The sequence below is a fragment of the Aestuariivita boseongensis genome (assembly GCF_001262635.1).
Classification (GTDB): domain Bacteria; phylum Pseudomonadota; class Alphaproteobacteria; order Rhodobacterales; family Rhodobacteraceae; genus Aestuariivita; species Aestuariivita boseongensis.
This window is the reverse complement of the sequence record NZ_JXYH01000043.1, coordinates 1-23,798: the sequence shown is the minus strand read 5'-3', so window position 1 is coordinate 23,798 and position 23,798 is coordinate 1. Positions and strand designations below refer to the sequence as shown.

Below are 23,798 nucleotides of genomic sequence, written 5' to 3'. Positions count from 1 at the left end.
GGGGCTACCAGCGCCCGGTGGCGGCCTGCGCCATAAGGCTCAGCCGTTTGCGCGCGGGGCTTTGACCCAGGGTGCCTTCGGCCACGCGCTGCGGTGATCGGGCGGCTTGGGTGAGGATGGCTTTGGCCTCCCACGCGGCCAGAAGCGCAGGGCGCGCGGCGGGTGAGATCTTGTGCCGGTTGGCCTGCGCGCTGCGCAGGCGCGTTAGCGCGGCGTCGGCCAGCGCCGCGATGCCTTTCGCGGTGCCATCCAGCAATGGGATGCGCTGGCGCGCCTCAAGATCGGGGATGGCGCGCAGCCAGTTGGCCACGCCCTGGGCATATCCCAGATCGCGCAACGTGGTCTCGTCGGCCTGCCCCAACGTTGTGGCGGCGGCCCACAGAAGGTTGCCCGAGGTTTCGTCGATATAGCGGTCGAAATCGGCCTGATCTTCGAAGGGATCCTTGTAGATATCCCAGCGGCGGGCGGCCACGAGCGTGTCGAGCTTTTCAGCCGTGGCGTGCGGCAGGATCGCGGCCAGCGGGGTTGTGACCTCGTGCTTGCGCACCGGACCGCCCCTGGCGATTTCTTCCAGCGCGTCGCGCCACCATTGCAGGCGCATCTCGGCGATCATGGTTTCTTCGGTCACCCAGGGCGCGCGGGCCACTTCCAGGTTGAAGGCATAAAGCGGGAAGAGAACGTTTCGCGCCGAAACGGGCGCGGCCATGGTGGCAAGGAACCGGTCGGGATCGCCGCGTTCGACGAGTTGTGCGCAGGCGGTGAGGGTCATTCCGGCACCGCCACGACCTGGAGATAGCCATATTCTCCGCCATGGGCGCGCCAGAGGTCGATTTCCGCCTGTTCGGCATCCAGCGCCTGGGTGAGGTCTGCATCCGGCTCTGCTGCGCGCAACTGGTTGATGCGCGCTTGCAGAGGGTCGTAGTAACTGGCCCAGGCCGCGCGGGGCAGATACCGGTGGGCCAGAACGCGGTAGCCTGCACGATCTGTATCGGCGAGCACCCCTTGCCAATCCTGCATGGCTTCATACGCGGCCCAAAAGTTGCGCGCCTGATCGCTGACGGGCGCACCTGTCCAGCTGAGTTCGGAGAAGATCACCGCCCCATTATCCGTCAGGTGGTCGCGCCAGCCTGACAGGCCTGTGTAAAGGCCCAGAAAATAGAGCGCTCCAGCACACCAGATCAGGTCGTATGTCCCGTCGGGCGTGGCCATATCGTCTGTGCTGGCCATCACGCGCGGGTCGTCTTTGTAGGCCGCTTTTACCCTGTCGATGAAAGGGCCATGGGTGTCGCGCGCATCGATCGTCGCTTTGGGCCTGTGGGCCAGAAGGCCGGGGATATCGGCGCCGGGGCCGCAGCCTGCGTCCAGAATGCGCGGGCTTTCCGGCAGGTCGATCTGCGCAAGCGCCCAAGCTTGGCTTTCGTCATCGCCTGGCCCTTCACGCGGCAGGTCGGTATGGATGTGAAAGAACGCCTCCATCAGCGCACATCCCGGATGAGTTTCCAGCGGATCGCGTCCAGAAGCGCCTCGAACGACGCATCGACGATGTTGGCGCTGACGCCCACGGTGGACCAGCGGCGGCCCTGCCCGTCTTCGCTGTCGATGATGACGCGGGTGACGGCCTCGGTCCCGCCTTGGGTGATGCGGACCTTGAAGTCGACAAGGCGCATGTCGTCGATCACCTCGGAATAGCGGCCCAGATCCTTGGCCAAAGCCTTGGCCAGCGCGTTCACCGGGCCACGGTCGCTGCCTGCCTCATCAAGGGATTCGCTGACCGACAGGCGCTTTTCGCCATCGACTTTCACGACCACGACAGCCTCCGACAGTGAGACCATCTGGTTATACTTGTTCTTCCGCCGTTCGACCGTGACCTTGTAGCGTTTGACCTCGAAAAACGCGGGCAGCTCGCCCAGTTCCTCGCGGGCGAGCAGTTCGAAACTGGCCTGCGCGGTGTCATAGGAATATCCCTGATCCTCGCGCGTTTTGATCAGGTCGAGTATACGGCCCAAGGCCGGGTTGTCGGGCGCAACATCGAGGCCCGCATCGGCCAAGCGTTTGCGCAGGTTCGACTGGCCCGCCTGGTTCGACATCGGGATGATGCGCGCGTTGCCGACGCGGGCGGGTTCGATATGTTCGTAGGTCGCCGGGTTTTTCAGGATCGCGCTGGCATGTAGCCCCGCCTTATGAGCGAAGGCCGCGGCGCCCACATAGGGGGCCTGGCGCATGGGGACGCGGTTCAGGATATCGTCCAGCATCCGGCTGATCCGGGTGAGGCCTTGGAGCGCCTCAAGGCTGATACCGGTATCAAAGCGGCTGGCATAGGGTTCCTTCAGCAGAAGCGTCGGGATCAGGGAGGTGAGGTTGGCATTGCCGCAGCGCTCGCCCAGCCCGTTGAGGGTTCCTTGTATCTGGCGCGCACCGGCGTCCACAGCTGCGAGGCTGCCTGCGACGGCGTTTTCGGTGTCGTTATGGGTGTGAACGCCCAAATGGTCGCCGGGGATGCCCGCGGCGATGACGGCGGCGGTGATGCGGTGGATTTCCTCCGGCAGGGTGCCGCCATTGGTGTCGCATAGAACGACCCAGCGGGCACCCGCGTCGAGGGCGGCTTTCAGGCAATCCGTGGCGTAATCGGGGTCGGCCTTGTATCCGTCAAAGAAATGTTCGGCGTCAAAGAGCGCCTCGCGCCCCTGCGCGGTGAGATGGGCGATGGAGGCGCGGATGTTGTCGAGGTTTTCGTCATTGGAGATCCCCAGCGCCTCGTCCACGTGGAAGACATGGGTTTTGCCCACAAGGCAGACCGACGCGGTGCCAGCGTTCATCACGGCGGCCAGCACGTCGTCATTTTCCGCGGAACGGCCCGCACGTTTGGTCATGCCGAAGGCGGTCATTTTGGCTTGCGTTTTGGGGGCCGCGTCGAAGAACGCGCTGTCGGTGGGGTTCGCGCCGGGCCAGCCGCCTTCGATATAGTCGACGCCCAGTTTGTCCAGCGCCTGGGCGATCTGGATTTTTTCGTCGGTGGAGAACTGGACGCCCTGGGTTTGCTGCCCGTCCCGCAAGGTGGTGTCGTAGAGATAGAGGCGTTCGCGGGTCATGGGAGCCTTCCGCAAAATGTTTCGCGCGCGAAACATTCTGAAAAATTTGAATAAAATGCGTTTGAGTTGAGAAGGGTCGCGCCCGAGCCTGGGTGGGCGCATACTGCGTTTGAATGATGCGAGGCGTCGTTGCTCTGTCGAACGCGGGTTCGGTGCGTGCGGTCAAACATGCGCCCTCCCGGGGGAAGGTTCGGGCGCGGCCCGGGGCAGGCCCGGGCGGAACAGAAATTCTGGAGGGTCATTTCAGAGCCTCCAGTTTGGATGGGTCGAAGTTTGATGCCGTGATCAAATCAACGCCACTCTTCGACATCCGAATTTCCACGCCGGCGTCAATCAGCGCTGATTTAATTCGATCAACGTCTGAAAAATCCTTGCTTTCGAGTGCTTTTTGCCTTGCTTCAAACAGCATTCGCTCAAACGCTGAAAGATCAAAGTCTTCATGTTTGGCCCAAGCCGGAATGCCGTTTTCCATCAAACCAAGCAGACGAAGACTGGACCTCAGATAGGGCGAGTTATCCGCGTGCGAAAGCTGATGTAACTCTGCAATGGCACCAGCAGTGTTCAAATCATCGCCGAGCGCTTCCAACAGCGGCCCGTAGGGTTCGATATTGTCGAGCGCGTCAGCGGCTTGACGATACCACTTCCTCAGCGTCGCCTCAGCCTCCTGTCGCTTCTTCTCGGTCCAATCCATCGGCTTGCGGTAATGCGTGCCGAGAAACACGAACCGGATCACCTCGCCCGGGACACCCTGATCCAACAAATCCCGCACGGTGAAGAAATTGCCCAGGGATTTGGACATCTTCTTGCCCTCGACCTGCAGCATCTCGTTATGGAGCCAGACCTGCGCCATCTCATCGGTGTGGTTGGCGCAGCAGCTTTGCGCGATTTCGTTCTCGTGATGCGGGAACATCAGGTCATTGCCGCCCGCGTGGATGTCGAAACGGTCGCCCAGCAGTTCCTTGGCCATGGCGGAGCATTCGATATGCCAACCGGGCCGTCCCCTGCCCCACGGGCTGTCCCAGCCCGGCAGATCGTCTGACGACGGCTTCCACAGCACGAAATCCATCGGGTTTTTCTTGTAGGGCGCGACCTCGACCCTTGCACCGGCGATCATGTCATCGACGGAGCGGCCCGACAGCTTGCCATAGGCCTTGTAGCTGTCGACGGAGAAGAGCACATGGCCTTCCGCCGCATAGGCATGGCCATCCGCGATCAGCGTTTCGATCATCGCCACCATCTGCGGGATGTATTGCGTGGCGCGCGGCATGTGGTCGGGCTCCAGCGCGCCCAGCGTGCCCATATCGTCGAGAAACCACTGCGTCGTCTCGGCGGTGATGTCGCCAATGGGCCGCCCGCTTTCGGCTGCGCGTGCGTTGATCTTGTCATCCACGTCGGTGAAATTGCGCACGTACGTCACGTGGTCGGCCCCATAGACATGGCGCAGCAGCCGGTAGAGCACATCGAACACCACCACGGGTCGCGCGTTGCCCAGATGCGCGCGGTCATAGACCGTGGGGCCACAGACATACATCCGCACGTTTTCGGGATCGAGCGGGGTAAAGACCTCTTTTTTCCGGGTCTTGGTGTTGGTCAGTTTGATCTGAACCATTGCAAAGGCTCCTTACGCGGCGCGGGTGGCGCGGGCCTAGCAAGTCTTATCCGTGATGGGAATATGAGAAACCGGCCCGCTGAGAATTTCAGCAGGGAATGCAGCAGATAATGATGCAGGTCCGGTTGGTCATGGGATCCGATTAGCACGGTTTTCTCGATGCGCCAAGAGCGGGGGCGTCGGATTGACAAAACGGGGCGGCTCTGCCCCTGTCGGCCCAGGTTATTTGGAGGGCGTCATGGAGCTGTCGCGCAGGATATCGACATTGACCGGCGGGGGATCAGACGGGTGGGACGTGTTCAACCGTGCCCGCGCGATGGTTTCTGCGGGTGAGCCGGTGGTGGAGCTGACCATCGGGGAGCATGACATCCGCACCGATCCGACGATCCTGGCCGCGATGGATGCCGCGGCGCGCGCAGGGCACACGGGTTATGCCGCGATCCCCGGTGTGCGCGCCCTGCGCGAGCGCGTTGCCGCGCGGGTCAGCGAACGGACGGGTGTACCCACCGGGCCTGAGAACGTCATGGTCACGCCGGGCGGGCAAGCCGCGCTTTTCGCCGCGCATCACGCGGTGTGTGACGAGGGCGATGTGGCGCTTTACATAGACCCCTATTACGCCACCTATCCCGGTACGATCCGGAGCGTGGGTGCTGTGCCAAGGGCGGTGCAGACCCGGTCCCGCGATGCGTTCCAGCCGCGGGCCGAGGATCTGGACAAGGCAGCCGAGGGCGCGCGCTGTCTGCTGATCAACTCGCCCAACAACCCGACCGGCGTGGTCTATGCCCGCGAGACGCTGGAGGGGGTGGCGCGGGTGTGCCGGGATCACGATCTGTGGCTGATCTCGGACGAGGTCTATGACACGCAGGTCTGGGAGGGTGAGCATCTGAGCCCGCGCGCCCTGCCCGGCATGGCCGACCGCACGCTGGTCATCGGGTCGATGTCGAAAAGCCATGCGATGACGGGGTCGCGGCTGGGCTGGGTCGTCGGGCCGGAAGAGGTGGTGGATCACATGATCACGCTGGCGCTGAACACCACCTATGGCGTGCCGGGGTTCATTCAGCAGGCCGGGATTTTCGCGCTGGATCAGGGCACGGCACTGGAAGAGAAGATCGCCGCCCCGTTCCGGCGCAGGCGCGATCTGGCGCAGGAGGTGCTGGCGGCGCAGAACACGGTGGTGCCGATCCCCAGCCAGGGGGCGATGTATCTGATGCTGGATATCCGCGCCACGGGGATGAGCGGGGATGCGTTTGCCAATGCGCTTCTGGATACTCACAAGATCGCGGTCATGCCGGGCGAAAGCTTTGGGCAGGCGGCGGCGGGTCACATCCGCGTGGCGATGACGGTCGGGGACGAGGCGTTCCTGCAAGCGCTTGAGACGCTGTGCTCTTTTGCGGCGGAACAGGCACAATAGAGCCGAAATGCAAAACGCCCGCCTGATTGCGTTTTCAGGCGGGCGTTCTTGGTGCAGTTGTCAGGCTCAGAACCGCAGGGAAGCGCGGAAATTCACGCTGGTGGCATCCGCATTGATGCCCGAGCCGCCGATATTGTCGAAATCATGCTCAAGCACTTCGGCGCTGATCTCGGCACGCGGGGAAAGCTGGTAGGCCAGGCCGATGCCGTAGAATTCGCCGGTGTCATCACCCACGCCGCCGACATCGACATCCGCAGCACCCAAGGCGAGATAGACAAGCGCCATGCCAGTGTCATAGCCGACCGTGCCCTTCAAACGCGTGACATTGTCGACGGTCACGCCCGGTGCGAGCGAGAAATCCGCGGTGTCATGTTCCAGTTCTCCGCCAACAACCCACTGGCCCATGTCAAACCGGTAGCCGGCATGGACGCCATAGGCGCGGTCGTCTTCGGACAGGCCGACGTTGGTATCCACATCCAGATTGCCGATGCCGATACCGGCATAAAATCCGGTCCATTCGCCATCTGCCAACGCGGGGGTTGCGGCCAACAGGCTTGCTGCGGCGGCTGCCAAAATCTTCTGTTTCATCATGTTACTCCTAGCCTCACGAGGGTGTGCCCGTTTTCGGGCGTTTTGTCCCATCATACAATTCTAACGTATCGCTGCAAAAGGCGTTTTCAACTTATCCATGTTGAACCGGCGGTCTGTTGCCGGAAATCCGCTCTTGCGCCCCTGAGTGCCGGATTTTCGGGCGGAACGTTCAAAAACGACATCGGTCGCAAACAGGACAGCGGGGGCCAGCAAGTCAGGCCATCATTCCCGCAGATGGAGGAGCGATGCAGCACGAATCCTGCAAGATAGCGCTTGTGATCCGCACAATCGGTGCGGAGCGGGGCCGTGCCGCGCGGGGGCGACCAGTGTCTGTCTGACGCATTCGCAATTTCTCCAGACAGGGCCTTTCCATGACAGACCAATCCAATACCCCCGTGACATCCCGCAGTGGCGGCCGTGCCGCGCGCCGTGCCGCCAGGGCTGCCTCCCTGCCCGACGCGCTGCGCCCGATCCGGCCCGGTTTGAGCGGCGGCAGTTACAAACCCTTGAGCGACGCCGATATCCAGCGCATCCATCACGCAGCGCTTGAGGCGCTTGAAACCATCGGCCTGGCCGATGCGCCCGAAAGCGGCATTGCCATTCTGACCCAGGCCGGAGCCATTCTGGGCGAAGACGGGCGGCTGCGCTTTCCGCGCGCCATGGTCGAAGATGCGCTGGCAAAGGCTTGCACCGATATCACCCTGTGCGGGCGCGATCCGGCCTATGACCTGCATCTGAACGGCACACGCACACATTACGGCACCGCTGGTGCGGCCGTGTCGCTGGTAGATGTGACAAACCAGACCTATCGCGACAGCACCCTGCAGGATCTGCATGATGCGGCGCGTATCGCGCATCAGCTGGACAATGTGCATTTTGTCCAGCGCCCGATGGTGGCGCGCGATATCCCCGACAATCGCGAGATGGACCTGAACACGGTCTATGCCTGCTGTTCGGGTACCAAGAAACATGTGGGCACCTCGTTCACCGAACCGGCTTTCGTTCCGGACGCGCTGGAGCTGCTGCACATGATCGCGGGCGGCGAGGCGCAGTGGCGCGCGCGGCCCTTCGTGTCGAATTCGAACTGCTTCGTCGTGCCGCCGATGAAATTCGCCACCGAGGCCTGCCAGGTGATGGAGGCCTGCATTCAAGGCGGCATGCCCGTCTTGCTGCTGAGCGCGGGCATGGCCGGGGCCACAACCCCGTCGACGGTGGCCGGGGCCATCACACAGGCCACGGCGGAATGCCTGGCCGGTCTGGTTTATGTAAACGCCATAAGCCCCGGACATCCCGCGATTTTCGGCACCTGGCCCTTTGGTCTGGACCTGCGCACGGGCGCAATGTCGATCGGATCAGCAGAACAGGCCTTGCTGACGGCCGGCTGCGCGCAGATGCACCAGTTCTATGGCCTGCCCGGCGGGGCAGCCGCAGGCGGGGCCGACAGCAAACTGCCCGACATGCAGGCCGGCTGGGAGATGATGTGCACCAATGTCACCGCAGGGCTTGCGGGGGTGAACATGATCTATGAGGCGGCGGGGATGCATGCCTCGCTTCTTGGGTTCTGCCACGAATCCCTGATCCTGGGCGACGATCTGATCGGCCATGCCATGCGCGTGGTGCGCGGGATCGAGGTGAATGACGAAACCATCGCGCTGGATCAGATGCGCGAGGTCTGTCTGGGCGGGCCGGGCCATTACCTGGGCACCAGCCAGACCCTGGCGCGGATGCAATGTGATTACGTCTATCCCGCCCTGGGTGACCGGACATCGCCCAAGGAATGGGCCGAGGTCGGCAAGCCCGATCTGGTGGCCAAGGCCACCGCGCGCAAGGAAGAGATCCTGGCGCAACGCGCAGAAGCGCGGTTCGATCCGATGGTCGACGCGCAGATCCGCGCACGCTTCAAGATCCACCTGGCGCCCTGATCCCCGCCGGGGACAGGCCAGAACAGGAAGCGGCGCCCGACCCTAGGGAAGATCGGACGCCGCAGCCCCGGTCGGGATACCGCGCAGCAGGCACACTGCCCGGCAGCCCCACCCAGCAGGACGCCCCCCGTTTCGGGGGATGCCCCGTTTTCAATCCGTGAGTGTTAGCCTTCGGTAGGAGGCATCATGCCCGCTTCCTGGGCGGCGACGACTTCGTCATCGTCCAGCGCGCCGTCGGCGTTGACGTCCATCGCCGTGAACTGCTCGACCGTGATGTCGGGGTAAAGGGCCTGAACTTCGTCGATGGTCAGAACGCCGTCGCCATTGGTATCCGCTTCGGTGGCGGCCAGCAGGCTTGTGGGCAACGCCAGGCCAAGTGCGGCTGTGACAGTCAGTACGATATGTTTCATGTCTTCCTCCAAGGTTTGCGAAGAAGGCGTATGCTCGTTGCCTTCTCTGAATATGACGGAATTGTGGCGCATCGCGTCCATGGCCTGGCCGGGTATTTTTCGCCCCGCGCCGTTGTCTGCCGATGGATTTGGGCCCCTTGCGCGGGGTGCCGCCGAAAAAGGGGCAATTTCGGTCAAACTGGCCCGATCGGCGGAAAACCCCGTCTTTTCAATGCCTCAATCATACCCAGAAGTAAGGGGGTCTCTCGTTAACGACCCCACAGGAGGAAGATATGTCGCTGCCACAGATCGTAAGCCTGCCCCAGGAGCTGATTGACGTCTTGCCCCTTCTGAACCGCCGGGCGCGCAAGCTGTGCGACAACCCCACGGATGCCGCGGATCTGGCGCAGGAAGCGGCGCTGAAGATCTGGAAACGCTATCAGAGCGGCGCGTCGATTGCCGATCCGCGCGCCTATGCGATGACCACGCTGCGCAACATCGCGCGGTCGGAATGGCGCGCGCGCCACGAAACCGATGAGCTGGCCGATGATATGGCCTGCGCGCCGCCGGACGCGCCCCGCGTGATCGCCTGCGCCGAGCTGCGCGCCGCCATCGACCGGCTGCCCGAGGATCAGGCCCGGCTTTTGAAGCTGGTGATGACCGGCGAGACCAGCCCGCGCATTCTGGCCCGCCGCATTGGCGTGCGTGCGGGCACGGTGATGTCGCGTCTGGCGCGCGCCCGCGCCCGTCTGCGTGAAGAGATGGGGATGAGCCAGACCTGTTCGGTCACCACGCTCTTCGACGAAACACACGCCGTCTGAGGCATTACTTGCGATTGATCAGCACCAGGCCCATCGCCACCAGCCCCAGCGCAAGCCAGGTGCCCAGATTGATCGTCTCGTCCAGGATGAGCCAGCCGAAGAAGACGGCCAGGACGGGGGACAGGAAGCTGAACGAGGCCACGCCCGAGGCGGGATACCGTTTGAGAAGCCAGAACCACCACAGGAAGCCGAAACTGGCGACGCAAAAGATCTGAAATAGCATGCCCCAGAGGTGGAGAGGCTGCACATCGCGGACGGTGTCGCCGATGACATAGGCGGCAATCATCATCACGGGGGCCGAGATTGCCAGTTGCCAGAGCAATTGAAGCTCGGGCTTTTCCTGCGACAACGGCGTGAGGCGCACCGTCAGCGCGATGCCCGCCCAGCAGATGGCCGCGGAGAGCCCCAGCAGATCGCCCCACAGGCTGACATGCGCGCCAGAGCGATCCAGAAGCGCCATCACCACACCCATCATCGCAAGGCCCAACCCGATACTGCGGCGCGGGGTCAGTCTTTCGCCCGGCAGGACGAAATGGCCGATCAGCGCCAGCCAGACCGGCATGGTGTAAAGCATGATGGACGCGCGCGAGACGGTGGTGATGTCGATGGCGGAATAGATCGCCATGAACTCGACCGCGAAGAGGATGCCCACCAAAAGCCCGCCCAGCCGCGCCTGGGGCGGGGTTTTCACCGACACCTTGCGCAGGCGCATCCAGATCAGGATGACGACGACGGCTCCCACAGACCGCAGACCGGCCATATAGACGGGGCCAAAGCCGCCACTGGTCACCTTGATCACCACCTGGTTGAAGGCAAGAAGCGAGGCGAAGCTGGTCAGCATCACCGCGCCAATGGCATCTACGTTGTCTTTGCGTTCCATGGGCGCATCTGGTCTGCGCCCGGGCGGGGATGTCAAGCGGGGTTACATGCGGTCGGTGTGACGCTTTTCGCGCGCCTTGCCGAAAAACCGCGGATTTCGTTCGACAAATTCGGTGATCAGATGGGTCAGGAAGGCCCTCTCGCGCCCGCGCAGGTAGAGATATCCCAAGGCCGCGCCCAGAAAGGCACCGGTTACGTCCACGATCAGATCGCCCATCGTGTCAGGCAGGCCGGATTTCTGCATGTTCAGGTTGAAAAGCGTGTCCATGGAGAATTCGAAAATCTCCCACATGGTGCCGATGAAGACGGCAAAACACATCGAGAAGAAACAGATCGCCAGATGCGGCGCGGCAAAGCGGTCGCCCTGGAACATCATGAAGACCGCGACAAAGCCGATCAGGCCGAACCCCACGGCCGAGCCGCCATGCAAGGCGATATCCCACCACCAGAACCGGTTGTAGAAATCCAGAACCTCGCCCAGAAAGAGGGTGGCGAAGATGAAAAAGACGATGGCGGCAATGAAAGCGCGCGGCACCACCAGCCCGGCATATCGGGCAACCACCACCGGCAGGACCGAGGTGGCCAGCGTGATCAGCGCGACGAAAGCCACCGTCCAGTTGCCCGCAACCACTGCCGCCAGGGCGGCAGTCAGACAGGAGCACCAGATGATCCATGTCAGGATCGCGTGATCGGAAAACCGCATGACGACGACCCCTCCTTCCCGGTCTTTGCGTATCGCAAGCTACAACATTCAAAAATGTATGGGTAGCGATCTGCGGCGCAAGCCCGCGCGCACCCTGCGCGTGCTGGAGGCGCTGGGGGCGGATATCATCACCTTGCAGGAAGCCGACAAGCGCCTGCCTCCGCGCCCGGCCGCCCTGCCCGTCCATCTGGTCGAGGATCACGGCTGGCATGTGGTGCCTTTGGGCGGGGCCGGGTCGCTGGGCTGGCATGGCAATGCGATGCTGCACCGGGACACGGTGCACCTGCACCGGTTTGACCGGCTGACCCTGCCGGGGCTGGAGCCGCGCGGCGCGGTTCTGGCCGAATTCGACACCGATCTGGGGCGGCTGCGCGTCGTGGGGGCGCATTTGGGTCTTCTGGCGCAATGGCGGCGCAGGCAGCTTCATGCGCTGATGCGCCAGACTGCGCCGCGCGATCCGGTGCCCACGATCTGGGCGGGCGATTTCAACGATTGGGATCGCGGGCCGCTTCTGGATCGCGCCGCCCCCGCCATGCGCTTTCTGCCGCCGCGCCCCAGCTTTCCCGCCCCCGCGCCGGTTGCACCGCTGGACCGCATCGCACTCAGCCCCGATTTGCGCGCGCTGGCCTATGACGTGCATGACAAGCGGCCTGCCAAGACCGCCTCGGACCATCTGGCGGTCTGGGCCGATATCACCCGCGTCTGACACAAATCCGCGCGGGCGGGCATATTTCTCTTTGGATCGGGTGATCTTCTGCCACTGTGGGTGTCGTCAGGGGTATTTCTGAGTTGTGAAAGGACGATCGCGATGAGTTTGATGGGAACACTGGCCAAGGTGGCCATCGGATATGCCGCTGCGCGCGGCGTGGACAAGATGACCGGAGGCGGTGGTCTGGGCGCGCTTCTAGGCGGCGGCGGCGCTCAGGTGCCGGGATCGCAGGCCAAGGCCGGGCAAATGCCGGGTATGGCGCAGATCCAGGAGATGATGGGCCAGATGGGCGCCGGCGGTGCGGGTGGCATGGGCAATCTGCAGGACATGCTGGGCAAGCTGACGCAGGGCGGCGGGTTCGACCTGTCGGCGCTGATGGGCGGCGGATCGCAGGACGAGAAAGGCGGCCTTCTGAGCGGCGCGGGCGGCGGTGCAGGCCTGGCGGGTCTGATGGCGATGCTGGGCGGGGCCGCGGCCATGACCGGCCAGGGCGCCGCGCAGATGGCCGATGCGATGAACCCGAAGGAAACCGCCCCCGAGATGGAAGAGACCGCAGCGCTTCTTCTGCGCGCGATGATCCAGGCGGCGAAATCCGACGGAGGCATCGACACGGAAGAACAGGCCAAGATCCTTGAGACCCTGGGCGACGCGGATGAGGAGGATATGGCCTTTGTCCGTGCCGAACTGGCCGCGCCCATCGATATCAAGGGGCTGGCCGACGCCACGCCCGAGATGCAGAAGGGCCAGGTTTACGCGATGTCGCTGATGACCATCCGCATCGACAGCGCCGCCGAGGCGCAATATCTTGACCAACTGGCCGCTGAATTAGGTCTGGATCAGCAAAGCGTCAACGCGATCCATCTGCAGATGGGCACCCAGCCGCTTTATTCGTGACCAAGCCTCTGGCCATGCCCGCGCACAGCCGTTAAACCCCATGGCGATCCTGGATAAGGTCATACGGGGGGAAGGCGCGGACATGGCCGATACCATCATCACACGTTGCGAGGCCATGGGCCTGCGGATCACCGGGCAGCGCCGGGTGATCGCTCAGGTGCTCGAGGACAGTGATGATCACCCGGACGTGGAAGAGCTTTATGCCCGCGCCAGTGCGGTGGATCCCAAAATCTCGATCGCGACGGTATACCGGACGGTGAAGCTGTTCGAGGAGGCCGGGATCGTCGACAAGCTGGAATTCGGTGACGGGCGCGCGCGGTACGAGGATGCGGAGCGGGAACATCACGACCACCTGATCGACATGAACTCAGGGGAAGTGATCGAGTTCGTGGATGCCGAGATCGAAGCACTGCAGGAAAAGATAGCGCAAAAACTGGGATACGAGCTGCGAGGCCACCGGCTGGAGCTTTATGGCGTGCCGTTGAAGAAAGGTTAGGCCGGGTCAGGTTCCCGGTTGCCTCAGGCGTCCCGCCCGGCCCAGCATGAAGGGGATCAGCCCCGTCAGGCACATCAGCCGCGCCACATGGGCGGCGGCGACAAAGCCCGGATTTGCACCCAGCACCGCGCCAAGGGCGATCATCGTCTCGAACCCGCCGGGGGCGAAGGCCGCAAGCACCGTGACCGGATCAAGACCCAGCAACCAGGCCACGGGCAAAGCCCCCAGCAGCGCGATGGACGAGGCAAGCGTAGTCACCAGAAGACCGGCGACAAAGCTGGCGCGCAAGGCGAACCAGCTGAGCCCGGAAAACCGCGTGCCGATCAAGGCGCCGATGGTGACGAATGAAACGGTGCCCAGCCACGGATGCAGACCGCCCTGCACCAGATCGGCCCCATGCCCCGCCGCCGAAATCACCATGGCCGCAATCAGCAGTGCTGCCGGCACCCTGAGCCGCTGCAGACCCAGACCAAAGGCGAAGGACACCGCCAGAAGCCCCGCGAATTGCAGCCAGGGCAGCGTTGCGCCGCTGGCCAGCGGATTGCCCGTGATCTCGACCCCCATGAGGCGGGCGATGACCGGCACGATCAGCGTCAGCGCCAGCAGCCGGACCGCCTGCACCACGGTGACCCGCAGCGTGTCCACCCCCTGATCGATGCTGAGGCCGATGACAAAGCTCAGATGCCCCGGAGCGGCGGCCAGGATGGCGGTTCGGGGATCAAAGCCGAACCCCCGCACCAGCATGCTCTGGCAGGCGCGCATCATGGCAAACAGCAGAACGAACAGCACCACGAAGGCCAAAGGAAGCTGCGCCATGATCGACAGGGTTTCCGGCGTGACCGTGCTGCCGATGCCCACGCCGATGATCAGGAAGGCCAGATCGCGCAGGCGGGGTGCGATCTCCATTCGAAGGCCAAGAAGACCCGCGGCACTGACGGCCAGCGCAGGCCCGGTCAGCAGGGCCGCGGGCAGGTTGATCGATGTGGCCAACGCGGCTCCGCCCCCCGCAATGGCGAGGGTGTACAGCGTTGAACTCAGGCTGTGCCAGTGGGCGGGTGTGGTCATGGTCACAGACCTATCACGCGCTGGAACGGGCAGGCCAGCGCCAAGCGCGTTGCCGCTTGCCCCCTGCCCGCCTTTGAGGCATGGCGAGACCATCACGAAAAAGGATCAACCGGATGGACAACCTGCGGGGCGCAGCCTGGATGACAGCGGCAATGCTAGGCTTTGCGGTTGAGGATATGTTCATCAAACTGCTCGCCGGATCGCTGCCAACCTGGCAGATCATCCTGATTCTGGGCATGGGCGGCGGGCTGGCTTTTGGGCTGGCCGCACGCGCCCAGGGACAGCGCCTGTTTTCCCGCGCCGCGCTGTCGCCCGCCGTTCTGATGCGCAACACAGGCGAAGTGCTGGGCACGCTGGGATTCGTGACGGCGATTGCGTTGATCCCGCTGAGCACTGCATCGGCGGTCTTGCAGGCGACGCCGCTGGTCGTGACGCTGGGTGCCGCGCTGTTTCTGGGCGAAGCGGTGGGCTGGCGGCGGTGGAGCGCGATTTTCGCCGGGTTCATCGGCGTTCTGCTGGTGATCCGGCCGGGGATGGAGGGGTTTGACCTTTATTCCCTGTTCGCGCTGCAAGCCGTGATCGGCCTTGCGATCCGTGACCTGGCCACGCGGCGGGTGCCCCGAACCATCAGCACCGAACAGCTGAGTTTCTGGGCTTTTCTGGTGCTGATTCCCGCCGCGCTGCTTCTGGGTGCGGTGCTGGGTGCGCCGCCCGTGCGGCCGCAGGGCTGGGACTGGCTTTACATCGGCTTTGCCATCCCGCTGAGCGTGTTTGCCTATTACGCCATCGTGGCGGCCATGCGGGTGGGCGAGGTGTCGTTTGTGACGCCATTCCGGTATTCGCGGATCCTGTTCGCGCTGGTCTTCGGAATGGCCGTGTTCGGGGAACGTCCGGACGCGCTGATGCTGGTGGGGGCGGCGCTGATCGTGGCCTCGGGGCTGTTCACTCTGTGGCGTGAGCGCAAACATCGTTCTTCGGCGTAACCCCCCCTTTCATTCAAGGGGTTTGGCGGCTAAGACGCCCTCAAATCTGACCCGAGGGATCACTGACATGAGCACCATTATCGACATTTTCGCACGCGAAATCCTGGACAGCCGGGGCAACCCCACAGTGGAGGTTGATGTGATCCTGGAAGACGGCACGATGGGCCGCGCGGCGGTGCCCTCTGGTGCGTCGACCGGCGCCTATGAGGCGGTCGAAAAGCGCGATGGCGACAAGAGCCGTTACATGGGCAAAGGTGTTCTGGAAGCCGTGGCCGCCGTGAACGGTGAGATTGCCGAGGCGCTGGTGGGCTTTGATGCCACCGAACAGCAAAGCATCGATGCGGCGATGATCGAACTGGATGGCACCGACAACAAGGGCCGTCTGGGCGCGAATGCCATTCTGGGCGTGTCGCTGGCCACCGCGAAGGCGGCTGCCGATTTCACCACGCAGCCGCTGTACCGCTATGTCGGTGGCACATCGGCGCGGATCCTGCCGGTGCCGATGATGAACATCATCAATGGCGGCGAGCATGCCGATAACCCCATCGACATTCAGGAATTCATGATCATGCCCGTCAGCGCGGGCAATATCCGCGACGCGGTGCGCATGGGGGCCGAGGTGTTCCACACGCTGAAGAAAGAGCTGTCTGCGGCGGGCCTCTCGACCGGCATCGGGGATGAGGGTGGCTTTGCGCCCAACATCAGCTCCACCCGTGATGCGCTTGATTTTGTTCTGAAATCCATCGAAAAGGCCGGATACACGCCGGGTGAGGACATCTATCTGGCGCTCGATTGCGCCGCGACGGAATATTACAAGGACGGCGCATATGTGCTGGCCGGTGAAGGCAAGACCCTGTCGAGCGATGAGAACGTCGCCTATCTGGAAGCGCTGGTGAAGGATTATCCGATCATCTCGATCGAGGATGGCATGTCCGAGGATGACTGGGACGGCTGGAAGGCGCTGACCGATGCGTTGGGTCACAAGGTGCAGCTTGTGGGTGACGATCTGTTCGTGACGAACCCTGCGCGGCTGGCGGATGGCATCGCGCGCGGATGCGCGAATTCGATGCTGGTAAAAGTCAATCAGATCGGCAGCTTGTCGGAAACACTTAAAGCAGTCGATATGGCCCATCGCGCGCGCTATACCAATGTGATGTCGCACCGGTCGGGCGAGACTGAGGATGCCACCATCGCCGATCTGGCGGTGGCCACGAATTGCGGTCAGATCAAGACTGGCTCACTGGCGCGGTCGGACCGGCTGGCCAAGTATAACCAGTTGATCCGCATTGAAGAACAGCTGGGCGAAACGGCGGAATATGCGGGCCGGTCGATCCTGAAGGCATGATGCGGATCGCGGTCCCCCAAACGAATGCAGAGTTCGACGCCGTTCGAACGCTGTGCTGGGAGTATCGCGATTACCTGCTGACCTTCCCCTCACCCGAGGTGGATTATGTACGCAAAGCCTATTCCGAAACCGCCTATACCGCGATGATGGAGGTGCTTGCCACGGAACACAGCCCGCCGCATGGCGGGTGTGTTCTGGCTATGCAGGATGAGACGCCTATGGGCTGCGGCATGTTTCACACGCTGGAGCCCGGCACGGCCGAACTCAAACGCATCTATGTGCGACCCGATGCGCGCGGGACCGGGCTGGGCCGGGACATCACGCAGGCCTTGATCGATCACTGCCGTGCGACCGGATTTTCGCGCATCCTGATGGACACCAGCCGCCGGCAGGTGCCGGCCTACCGGCTGTATCTGAGCATGGGCTTTGAAGAGCGCGGACCGTATCAGCCAATTCCGGACGAGATGGTCGAGAAGATGTATTTCTTTGAAATGACGCTTTAGGCAGAAAAGCGACCGGGCCTGTAGGGGGCCAGCAGATCGGCTGTGCCGCCATTCGTCAGCTCTTGCGCGACCAGTTCCCCGATGATCGCCGCCAGCGTCATGCCACTGTGCATCGTGGCGATGTAAAGCCCGTCCGGGCCTGCGGGGCCCACCACGGGCAGGCCGTCTTCGGGTACGGGGCGGAAGGCCATTGTGATGCTTTCCAATGAAAGAGCCTGATCCGGCAGCAGGTTTGCCACCCGCGCAAGAGCCGTTTCGGCCAGGTCCTGGGCAGACGCCTCCAACTCGCTGGCGTCATCGGCCTGATGATTGGGCGATGTGGGTGCGAGGAAACGCCCGTCCGGGAGTTGGCGCAGCTCCTGTCCCGGTGCGATCAGGATATGGGAGAGGACCGGCGGAACCGCGCGGGTGGTGATCAGAAGACCCGGACGGCGCAGCATGGACAGGTTCACACCCAGCGGGGCGACGATGCCGGGTGTTCCGGTTCCGGCCGCCACAACCACCTGATCGGCGGGCAGCGCACCGGCAGACGTGACCACATGGGTTACCGCGCCATGGGCCGTGTCGATGCCCAGCACATCGACGCCGAAAAGCGCCCGGGCCCCGGAGGCCTGTGCGCGGGCAAGATATCCTTGTGTGACCGCCCCGCCTTCGGCCGCGGCTTCCGACGGCAGGCGCAGGGCGCGCTTGGGCAGTGTGGCGACATGAGGCTCCAGTTCGCAAAAACGATCCCGGTCAATGGGTTCCACGGGATAGTTGAAGTCTTGCAGCTGGGTCAGCATGACGTCGAAGCCTGCGCCGTCCTCCTCGAACCAGAGACTGCCGGACCAGGTGACATCCTGCATGCCGGCCCGCCTCCAGGCGTCGATCCCGGCGGCGCGCAGGCGGAAATGAGCGGCATCGGCGAAGAAGCTGGCATTGATCCAGCCGAAGGAACGGCCCGAGGCCTCGGCCGCGGGTCCGGTCCTGTCGATCACGGTCACATCATGCCCGGCCTCTGCCAGATGGCTGGCGATGGCCGCGCCGATGATACCTGCGCCGATGACCACGATTCGCTGGGACATGCTGCCCTCCTTCTTTCGCGCCAGACTAAGACGCGCGCGCGCGCCCACAACCCCTTGCGCTGGCACGCAAAGCCTTTCACCTTGGCGCCATGACCGCAGATGAGATCATTGCCCGGCTAGAGCTATCGCCCCACCCCGAAGGCGGCCATTTCCGCCAGACCTGGGTGGCCGAAAATGACGGCAGGCCCACGGGGACCTGCATCTATTTCCTGCTGAAGGCCGGAGAGGCCAGCCATTGGCACAAGGTCGATGCGACCGAGATCTGGCTTTTTCACGCAGGCGCACCGCTGATCCTGTCGATGAGCGCCAATGATGCGGGGCCAGCCATCGATCATGTGCTGAGCCCGGATCTGACCGAAGGTGCGCCGCAGGTCATCGTGCCGGAAGGCCATTGGCAGGCCGCGCGCAGCACAGGCGATTACACGCTGGTCAGTTGCACCGTATCGCCGGGGTTTCAGTTCGAGGGTTTCACCCTGGCGCCGCCGGGTTTCGACATTCCACGATAAGGCCTCACGGCCTGCTGATCGTTCCGCCACCCACCAGCGCACTGACACCGGTGGTCGAAGGACAGGACGTGGGCAGGCCACGCATCACCCGCACGGCAAGATAGGCAAAGGCCTGCGCTTCAAGCATGTCGCCGTCAAGGCCCGCCTCTTCCACCGGCAGGATGAAGCATCCGGTCGAGACGCGCAGCATCTCCATCAGAACGGGGTTGTTGCGCCCGCCCCCCGTGACCAGCATCCGTTCGGGCTGGGTGGGCATGTGATCCATCGCCTGGGCTACTGCGGCGGCGCACATGGCGGTGAGCGTGGCAACCGCATCGGCATCCGACAGCTCCGACACCAACCCGATCATTTCCGGAAAATCGTTCCGATCCAATGATTTGGGTGGCATGCGCAGGAAGTAAGGTTCATCCAGAAACAGCTCCAGCGCGCCGGTTTCGACCGTGCCTCTCAACGCCAAAGCGCCGTCCCGGTCCATGGGCAGGCCCAGCTTCTTATACATGAAATCGTTGATCGGCGCGTTGGCGGGGCCGGTGTCGAAAGCCAGCACGGCGCCGGGGTCTTCGGGTCGGTCGCGGCTCGGATCGACATAGGTGATATTGCCTACCCCGCCGAGGTTGAGGAAACACAAAGGCGCGGTCGCACCGATCCATTTGGCGCAGGCGAAATGGAAAAACGGCGCCAGCGGCGCGCCTTCTCCGCCCAGCCGCACATCGTCGCTGCGAAAATCCCAGACCACGGGGCATCCCAGCGCGTCGGCCAGCGCCGCGCCATTGCCCACCTGCAGCGTGCCCCGCCCGCGCGGATCATGGGCCAGCGTCTGGCCATGAAAGCCCACCAGATCGGGCCGGTCGAAGTTGGACAGAAGCGCTATATGGGCGGCATCAACGACCTCTCCCGCGCGGTCGACATCAGGGCCCAGCCACTGGCCGAGGGCGCTGCGCAGAACCTCGCGTTCGTCATCGGAATAGGGCCGATAGTCGGAGGGGCCAAAGTCAAAGATCCGCTCGCCATCCGTGTCCAGAATGGCTGCGTCCACACCGTCAAGGGATGTCCCGCTCATCGCGCCCAGTACGCGCAGGCGTTCCCCTGCCCCTTTGGCCTTATTCATGGCCTTTTCCTTTGCCCGTTGCCCGCCTATAGAGTGCCCCGGAAATCAAACCCGAGGCAAGATATGACCTACCATCCCAAATCAGACTTCATGAGCGTGATGATGGAGCGCGGCTTTCTGGCCGATTGCACCGATTATCAGGCTTTTGACGACGCGCTGAGCAGCGGGATCGTGCCGGGTTATATCGGCTTCGATGCCACGGCCAAATCGCTGCATGTGGGATCGCTGATCCAGATCATGACGCTGCGCTGGCTGCAGAAAACAGGCCACAAGCCCATCACGCTGATGGGGGGCGGTACGACCAAGGTGGGCGATCCGTCCTTCCGTGCAGATGAACGGCCGCTGCTGACGCCTGAACAGATCGATGACAATATCGCGGGCATCAAACAGGTCTTTGCCAAATACCTCGATTATGGTGATGGGCCGACCGATGCCCTGATGCTGAACAATGCCGAATGGCTGGACGATCTGAATTACCTGGATTTCCTGCGCGATATCGGGCGGCATTTTTCCGTAAACCGGATGCTGAGCTTTGAATCGGTGAAATCTCGTCTGGATCGGGAGCAATCGCTGAGCTTTCTTGAGTTCAACTACATGATCCTGCAGGCCTATGATTTTCTTGAGCTGAACCGGCGGTATGGCTGTCTGGTGCAGTTCGGCGGATCGGATCAATGGGGCAATATCGTGAACGGGATCGACCTGACTCGGCGCGTGCTGGATCACGAAATCTACGGGATGACCACGCCGCTTCTGACCACGTCGGATGGCAAGAAGATGGGCAAGACCGCCGATGGCGCGATCTGGCTGAATGCGGATATGCGGTCGCCTTATGAATTCTGGCAGTTCTGGCGGAACACGACCGATGCGGATGTGGGTCGGTTCCTGAAGCTCTACTCCGAACTGCCAGTCGAGGAATGCGAACGTCTGGGCGCATTGGCAGGATCCGAGATCAACGAGGCCAAGATCGTTCTGGCCAATGAGGTCACGACGCTGTGCCACGGGGCCGAAGCGGCCGCGGCGGCAGAGGCAACCGCGCGGGAAGTGTTCGAAAAGGGCGGTATCGGAGAGGATCTGCCGACGCTGACCGTGACCCCAGACGATCTGCCGCTGTCGGTGGTGCAGGCCATCGTCAAAGCGGGGCTGGCCAAGTCCGGCAAGGAGGCCAAGCGCCTGATCGCGGAAAACGGCGCACGGATTGACGATGCGCCGCTGACCGATGCGGGGTTGATGCTGGATGCGGGGGCGCTGGCCTCTCCGGTCAAGCTGAGCGCAGGCAAGAAGCGCCACGCACTGGTTCAGCTGGCAGGCTGACCCCCCGGGCGTCCATGGATTTTCGAAAATCCATGGACCCTTTTCCGACCGTGGGACCAGAGAAGCCGGATTTTCGAAAATCCGGCCTCTCTTCTGGACAGGCGGCGCGCGACTCCGTTAATGAACAACTGTTCAGATTTAGGGAGGAAGCCTGATGGAGCTGAAGAACACTGCCGCATTGATCACCGGGGGCGCATCGGGGCTGGGCGAGGCCACCGCCCGCCATTTTGCCGCCAATGGCGCGCAGGTCACCCTGCTGGACCGCGACGTGTCGCGCGGCAAGGACATCGCAGCCGAGATTGGCGGATATTTTGCCGAAACCGACGTAACCGACGAAGCCTCGGTCCAGGCGGCGGTGGCGCTGGGTCTGGAAAAGATGGGCAAAATCACCGCGGCGGTGAACTGCGCGGGCATCGGCACGGCCGAGAAAACCATCCACAAGGACGGCGCGCATGCGCTGGATCATTATCGCCGCCTGATCGACGTAAACCTGGTGGGCAGCTTCAACGTGGCGCGCCTGGCCGCGCTGGAGATCGCGAAGAACGAACCGGAGGCCGACGGCGCGCGGGGTGTGATCATCAACACCGCGTCCATCGCGGCCTTTGACGGGCAGAAAGGTCAGGTGGGCTATGCCTCGTCGAAAGGAGGGATCGTGGGCATGACGCTGCCCATGGCCCGCGATCTGGCGCGCGACGGCATCCGGGTGATGACCATTGCGCCGGGGATCTTCATGACGCCGATGCTGGCCAGCCTGCCGGAAGAGGTGCAAAAGCAACTGGCAGCCGACGTGCCGAACCCGCCGCGCCTTGGCGATCCCAGCGAATATGCGCGGCTGGCAGGCTTCATCGTCGAGATGGGCTACCTCAATGGCGAGGTCATCCGCATCGACGGCGCGCTCAGAATGCGTTGATGGGATGGCGGGACAAGTCCCGCGCCTAAAATCCTCACGCTTCGGCCTTTTCGGCAAGGGTCAGCCATTCCTCCTCAGCGGCAGAGAGCTTTTCCTGTCGTTCCACAAGGGCTTGCGTGGCTTTCTTGAACTTCACGGGTTCGCGCGTGAAAAGCTCTGGATCGGACAGAAGCTGTTCCAGTTTGCCGATCTCGGCCTCAAGCCGGGCGATATCAGCAGGCAGCGCTTCAAGGCGGTGTTTCTCGGTAAAGCTCAGCCCGGATTTACGGGTGGATTTCGGCTTTTCCTTCGGCGCTTTTGCCTCTTTCACAGGTTCGGGGGTCGGTTGATCCTCACCCCGCTGCGCCTGATAATCCGACCAGCCGCCGGCATAGATCACCGCACGCCCGTCCCCTTCCATCGCCACGGTGGTTGCGGCCACACGGTCCAGGAAATCGCGGTCGTGACTGACCAGAAGCACCGTGCCGTCGTAATCACCCAACAGTTCCTGCAGCAGATCCAGCGTTTCCACATCCAGATCGTTGGTGGGTTCATCCAGCACCAGAAGGTTTGACGGTTTCGCCATCAGCCGCGCCAACAAAAGCCGCGCCTTTTCCCCGCCGGACAGGGACCGCACGGGCGCGCGGGCCTGCGCCTCGTCAAAGAGAAACTCCTTGAGATAGCCCACCACATGTTTGGGCTGGCCGCGCACCATGACCTGATCGGCCTTGCCCGAGACGCGCATCTCGGGATCGCCGGTCAGGTTCTCCCACAAGCTCTGATCCGGGTCGAGCTGGGCGCGCGCCTGATCGAAAACGGCAATCTCAAGCCCGGTGCCCAATGTGACCTGACCCGCATCCGGGGCTTCCTGGCCCAAAAGCAGTTTCAACAGCGTCGTCTTGCCCACGCCATTGGGCCCGACAAAAGCCACGCGATCCCCGCGCATCACGGTCAGGGAAAACGGCTTGAGGATCACCTTGTCGCCATAAGCCTTTGCAATCCCTTGCGCCTCGATCACCTTGCGGCCGGATTTCGGCCCTGCCTCAAAGGTCATCGCGGCGGTGCCCTGGCGTTTGATCTGCGCCGCGCGTTCGGCCCGTAAGCCCTGCAAGGCCCCCACCCGGCCCTGGTTGCGCTTGCGCCGCGCGCTGATGCCCTCCACCGCCCACCGCGCTTCGGCCTTGATTTTGCGGTTCAGCTTGTGGCGCTGGATGTCTTCCTCTTCCCAGATCTTGTCGCGCCAGGCTTCGAAATCGGCAAACCCCTTCTCCTGCCGGCGCACCACCCCCCGGTCGATCCAGAGCGTGGCGCGTGTGAGCGCCCGCAGAAATGCGCGGTCATGGCTGATCAGGACAAAGCCCGCGCGGGTGGCCTTCAGCTCATCCTCCAGCCAGGCGATGGCCTCAATATCCAGGTGGTTCGTGGGTTCGTCCAATAGCATCAGGTCGGGCGCGCGCGCCATCAGCGCGGCCAGCGCGGCGCGCCGGCGTTCCCCGCCGCTGGCGGTCGCC

At 63.3% G+C, this 23,798-nt stretch carries 24 protein-coding genes; 12 read left to right on the top strand and 12 right to left on the bottom strand.

The genetic code is table 11. From position 1 onward, the window contains the following. Positions 1-4: 4 nt before the first annotated feature. The 4 genes from TR61_RS14875 to cysS form a co-directional block, all read right to left on the bottom strand. Entirely contained in the window at positions 5-769 is a 765-nt protein-coding gene (locus TR61_RS14875; protein ID WP_050931315.1) for a squalene/phytoene synthase family protein, read from the bottom strand. Further along, on the bottom strand, positions 766-1,476 hold the full coding sequence (locus TR61_RS14870; RefSeq protein ID WP_050931314.1) for a class I SAM-dependent methyltransferase: 711 nt from the start codon (positions 1,474-1,476) through the stop codon (positions 766-768). Before TR61_RS14870 ends, TR61_RS14875 begins: the two co-directional genes overlap by 4 nt. After that, positions 1,476-3,089, bottom strand: a complete 1,614-nt coding sequence (gene cimA / locus TR61_RS14865) for a citramalate synthase (protein WP_050931313.1) — start codon at positions 3,087-3,089, stop codon at positions 1,476-1,478. Before cimA ends, TR61_RS14870 begins: the two co-directional genes overlap by 1 nt. Positions 3,090-3,327: 238 nt before the next feature. Beyond that, the gene (gene cysS, locus TR61_RS14860; protein ID WP_050931312.1) at positions 3,328-4,698 is read right to left on the bottom strand and encodes a cysteine--tRNA ligase; all 1,371 of its coding nucleotides are present in this window, start codon (positions 4,696-4,698) and stop codon (positions 3,328-3,330) included. 238 nt (positions 4,699-4,936) lie between these two features. On the opposite strand from cysS, the gene TR61_RS14855 reads away from it, so the two are divergent. After that, complete coding sequence (locus tag TR61_RS14855; protein WP_050931311.1) at positions 4,937-6,109, top strand: pyridoxal phosphate-dependent aminotransferase; 1,173 nt, start codon at positions 4,937-4,939, stop codon at positions 6,107-6,109. 66 nt (positions 6,110-6,175) lie between these two features. Here the strand turns inward: TR61_RS14855 and TR61_RS14850 are convergent, their stop codons facing one another. Then, positions 6,176-6,697, bottom strand: coding sequence for a porin (locus TR61_RS14850; RefSeq protein WP_157440934.1), 522 nt, complete (start codon positions 6,695-6,697; stop codon positions 6,176-6,178). Positions 6,698-7,071: 374 nt separating this feature from the next. On the opposite strand from TR61_RS14850, the gene TR61_RS14845 reads away from it, so the two are divergent. Beyond that, positions 7,072-8,622, top strand: a complete 1,551-nt coding sequence (locus TR61_RS14845; protein ID WP_050931309.1) for a trimethylamine methyltransferase family protein — start codon at positions 7,072-7,074, stop codon at positions 8,620-8,622. A gap of 164 nt (positions 8,623-8,786) precedes the next feature. Here the strand turns inward: TR61_RS14845 and TR61_RS14840 are convergent, their stop codons facing one another. Next, the gene (locus TR61_RS14840; RefSeq protein WP_050931330.1) at positions 8,787-9,032 is read right to left on the bottom strand and encodes an EF-hand domain-containing protein; all 246 of its coding nucleotides are present in this window, start codon (positions 9,030-9,032) and stop codon (positions 8,787-8,789) included. Positions 9,033-9,304: 272 nt separating this feature from the next. Here TR61_RS14840 and TR61_RS14835 point away from each other — a divergent pair, with 272 nt between their 5' ends. Further along, a complete protein-coding gene (locus tag TR61_RS14835) occupies positions 9,305-9,832 on the top strand; it encodes an RNA polymerase sigma factor (RefSeq protein WP_050931308.1) in 528 nt (175 codons plus the stop codon). Positions 9,833-9,836: 4 nt separating this feature from the next. On the opposite strand, the gene TR61_RS14830 is transcribed toward TR61_RS14835, so the two are convergent. Both TR61_RS14830 and TR61_RS14825 read right to left on the bottom strand, forming a co-directional pair. Continuing rightward, positions 9,837-10,712: a DMT family transporter gene (locus TR61_RS14830; protein WP_050931307.1), complete on the bottom strand. Its 876-nt coding sequence runs from the start codon at positions 10,710-10,712 to the stop codon at positions 9,837-9,839. A gap of 42 nt (positions 10,713-10,754) precedes the next feature. After that, positions 10,755-11,414 (bottom strand): DUF2238 domain-containing protein, encoded by a 660-nt coding sequence (locus tag TR61_RS14825; protein WP_050931306.1) that lies wholly within the window; start codon positions 11,412-11,414, stop codon positions 10,755-10,757. On the opposite strand from TR61_RS14825, the gene TR61_RS14820 reads away from it, so the two are divergent. The 3 genes from TR61_RS14820 to TR61_RS14810 all read left to right on the top strand — a co-directional run bounded on the left by TR61_RS14820 (position 11,413) and on the right by TR61_RS14810 (position 13,513). Continuing rightward, positions 11,413-12,120 carry an endonuclease/exonuclease/phosphatase family protein gene (locus TR61_RS14820; RefSeq protein WP_050931305.1) on the top strand — a complete coding sequence of 236 codons (708 nt, stop codon included), beginning with the start codon at positions 11,413-11,415 and terminating at the stop codon, positions 12,118-12,120. The two genes, TR61_RS14825 and TR61_RS14820, sit on opposite strands and share 2 nt — an antisense overlap. A gap of 102 nt (positions 12,121-12,222) precedes the next feature. After that, positions 12,223-13,017, top strand: a complete 795-nt coding sequence (locus TR61_RS14815; protein ID WP_050931304.1) for a DUF533 domain-containing protein — start codon at positions 12,223-12,225, stop codon at positions 13,015-13,017. Between the two features lie 82 nt (positions 13,018-13,099). Further along, on the top strand, positions 13,100-13,513 hold the full coding sequence (locus tag TR61_RS14810) for a Fur family transcriptional regulator (RefSeq protein WP_050931329.1): 414 nt from the start codon (positions 13,100-13,102) through the stop codon (positions 13,511-13,513). Between the two features lie 6 nt (positions 13,514-13,519). Here TR61_RS14810 and TR61_RS14805 read toward each other — a convergent pair whose 3' ends face one another. Then, complete coding sequence (locus tag TR61_RS14805; RefSeq protein WP_172676992.1) at positions 13,520-14,578, bottom strand: AbrB family transcriptional regulator; 1,059 nt, start codon at positions 14,576-14,578, stop codon at positions 13,520-13,522. A gap of 113 nt (positions 14,579-14,691) precedes the next feature. Here TR61_RS14805 and TR61_RS14800 point away from each other — a divergent pair, with 113 nt between their 5' ends. The 3 genes from TR61_RS14800 to TR61_RS14790 all read left to right on the top strand — a co-directional run bounded on the left by TR61_RS14800 (position 14,692) and on the right by TR61_RS14790 (position 17,409). After that, on the top strand, positions 14,692-15,561 hold the full coding sequence (locus tag TR61_RS14800) for a DMT family transporter (RefSeq protein ID WP_050931302.1): 870 nt from the start codon (positions 14,692-14,694) through the stop codon (positions 15,559-15,561). Between the two features lie 67 nt (positions 15,562-15,628). Beyond that, positions 15,629-16,906 (top strand): phosphopyruvate hydratase, encoded by a 1,278-nt coding sequence (gene eno, locus TR61_RS14795; protein ID WP_050931301.1) that lies wholly within the window; start codon positions 15,629-15,631, stop codon positions 16,904-16,906. After that, positions 16,906-17,409 (top strand): GNAT family N-acetyltransferase, encoded by a 504-nt coding sequence (locus TR61_RS14790; RefSeq protein ID WP_050931299.1) that lies wholly within the window; start codon positions 16,906-16,908, stop codon positions 17,407-17,409. Before eno ends, TR61_RS14790 begins: the two co-directional genes overlap by 1 nt. Here TR61_RS14790 and TR61_RS14785 read toward each other — a convergent pair. After that, the gene (locus TR61_RS14785; RefSeq protein ID WP_050931296.1) at positions 17,406-18,473 is read right to left on the bottom strand and encodes an FAD-dependent oxidoreductase; all 1,068 of its coding nucleotides are present in this window, start codon (positions 18,471-18,473) and stop codon (positions 17,406-17,408) included. The two genes, TR61_RS14790 and TR61_RS14785, sit on opposite strands and share 4 nt — an antisense overlap. Positions 18,474-18,562: 89 nt before the next feature. Here TR61_RS14785 and TR61_RS14780 point away from each other — a divergent pair, with 89 nt between their 5' ends. Next, positions 18,563-18,979, top strand: a complete 417-nt coding sequence (locus TR61_RS14780) for a cupin domain-containing protein (RefSeq protein WP_050931294.1) — start codon at positions 18,563-18,565, stop codon at positions 18,977-18,979. Between the two features lie 4 nt (positions 18,980-18,983). On the opposite strand, the gene TR61_RS14775 is transcribed toward TR61_RS14780, so the two are convergent. After that, entirely contained in the window at positions 18,984-20,087 is a 1,104-nt protein-coding gene (locus TR61_RS14775; protein WP_050931292.1) for an anhydro-N-acetylmuramic acid kinase, read from the bottom strand. Between the two features lie 63 nt (positions 20,088-20,150). On the opposite strand from TR61_RS14775, the gene tyrS reads away from it, so the two are divergent. Both tyrS and TR61_RS14765 read left to right on the top strand, forming a co-directional pair. Further along, complete coding sequence (tyrS, locus tag TR61_RS14770) at positions 20,151-21,398, top strand: tyrosine--tRNA ligase (protein WP_050931290.1); 1,248 nt, start codon at positions 20,151-20,153, stop codon at positions 21,396-21,398. A gap of 154 nt (positions 21,399-21,552) precedes the next feature. Further along, a complete protein-coding gene (locus TR61_RS14765) occupies positions 21,553-22,308 on the top strand; it encodes a 3-hydroxyacyl-CoA dehydrogenase (RefSeq protein WP_050931288.1) in 756 nt (251 codons plus the stop codon). Positions 22,309-22,342: 34 nt separating this feature from the next. Here the strand turns inward: TR61_RS14765 and TR61_RS14760 are convergent. After that, on the bottom strand, positions 22,343-23,798 hold a 1,456-nt coding region (locus TR61_RS14760), incomplete at its 5' end, for an ATP-binding cassette domain-containing protein (RefSeq protein ID WP_050931287.1).

What these genes read in the sequence shown, in the direction of transcription:
- TR61_RS14875 (WP_050931315.1), bottom strand. Translation starts at nt 769, where the DNA reads ATGACCCTCACCGCCTGCGCACAACTCGTCGAACGCGGCGATCCCGAC.
- TR61_RS14870 (WP_050931314.1), bottom strand. Translation starts at nt 1,476, where the DNA reads ATGGAGGCGTTCTTTCACATCCATACCGACCTGCCGCGTGAAGGGCCA.
- cimA (WP_050931313.1), bottom strand. Translation starts at nt 3,089, where the DNA reads ATGACCCGCGAACGCCTCTATCTCTACGACACCACCTTGCGGGACGGG.
- cysS (WP_050931312.1), bottom strand. Translation starts at nt 4,698, where the DNA reads ATGGTTCAGATCAAACTGACCAACACCAAGACCCGGAAAAAAGAGGTC.
- TR61_RS14855 (WP_050931311.1), top strand. Translation starts at nt 4,937, where the DNA reads ATGGAGCTGTCGCGCAGGATATCGACATTGACCGGCGGGGGATCAGAC.
- TR61_RS14850 (WP_157440934.1), bottom strand. Translation starts at nt 6,697, where the DNA reads ATGAAACAGAAGATTTTGGCAGCCGCCGCAGCAAGCCTGTTGGCCGCA.
- TR61_RS14845 (WP_050931309.1), top strand. Translation starts at nt 7,072, where the DNA reads ATGACAGACCAATCCAATACCCCCGTGACATCCCGCAGTGGCGGCCGT.
- TR61_RS14840 (WP_050931330.1), bottom strand. Translation starts at nt 9,032, where the DNA reads ATGAAACATATCGTACTGACTGTCACAGCCGCACTTGGCCTGGCGTTG.
- TR61_RS14835 (WP_050931308.1), top strand. Translation starts at nt 9,305, where the DNA reads ATGTCGCTGCCACAGATCGTAAGCCTGCCCCAGGAGCTGATTGACGTC.
- TR61_RS14830 (WP_050931307.1), bottom strand. Translation starts at nt 10,712, where the DNA reads ATGGAACGCAAAGACAACGTAGATGCCATTGGCGCGGTGATGCTGACC.
- TR61_RS14820 (WP_050931305.1), top strand. Translation starts at nt 11,413, where the DNA reads ATGACGACGACCCCTCCTTCCCGGTCTTTGCGTATCGCAAGCTACAAC.
- TR61_RS14825 (WP_050931306.1), bottom strand. Translation starts at nt 11,414, where the DNA reads ATGCGGTTTTCCGATCACGCGATCCTGACATGGATCATCTGGTGCTCC.
- TR61_RS14815 (WP_050931304.1), top strand. Translation starts at nt 12,223, where the DNA reads ATGAGTTTGATGGGAACACTGGCCAAGGTGGCCATCGGATATGCCGCT.
- TR61_RS14810 (WP_050931329.1), top strand. Translation starts at nt 13,100, where the DNA reads ATGGCCGATACCATCATCACACGTTGCGAGGCCATGGGCCTGCGGATC.
- TR61_RS14805 (WP_172676992.1), bottom strand. Translation starts at nt 14,578, where the DNA reads ATGACCACACCCGCCCACTGGCACAGCCTGAGTTCAACGCTGTACACC.
- TR61_RS14800 (WP_050931302.1), top strand. Translation starts at nt 14,692, where the DNA reads ATGGACAACCTGCGGGGCGCAGCCTGGATGACAGCGGCAATGCTAGGC.
- eno (WP_050931301.1), top strand. Translation starts at nt 15,629, where the DNA reads ATGAGCACCATTATCGACATTTTCGCACGCGAAATCCTGGACAGCCGG.
- TR61_RS14790 (WP_050931299.1), top strand. Translation starts at nt 16,906, where the DNA reads ATGCGGATCGCGGTCCCCCAAACGAATGCAGAGTTCGACGCCGTTCGA.
- TR61_RS14785 (WP_050931296.1), bottom strand. Translation starts at nt 18,473, where the DNA reads ATGTCCCAGCGAATCGTGGTCATCGGCGCAGGTATCATCGGCGCGGCC.
- TR61_RS14780 (WP_050931294.1), top strand. Translation starts at nt 18,563, where the DNA reads ATGACCGCAGATGAGATCATTGCCCGGCTAGAGCTATCGCCCCACCCC.
- TR61_RS14775 (WP_050931292.1), bottom strand. Translation starts at nt 20,087, where the DNA reads ATGAATAAGGCCAAAGGGGCAGGGGAACGCCTGCGCGTACTGGGCGCG.
- tyrS (WP_050931290.1), top strand. Translation starts at nt 20,151, where the DNA reads ATGACCTACCATCCCAAATCAGACTTCATGAGCGTGATGATGGAGCGC.
- TR61_RS14765 (WP_050931288.1), top strand. Translation starts at nt 21,553, where the DNA reads ATGGAGCTGAAGAACACTGCCGCATTGATCACCGGGGGCGCATCGGGG.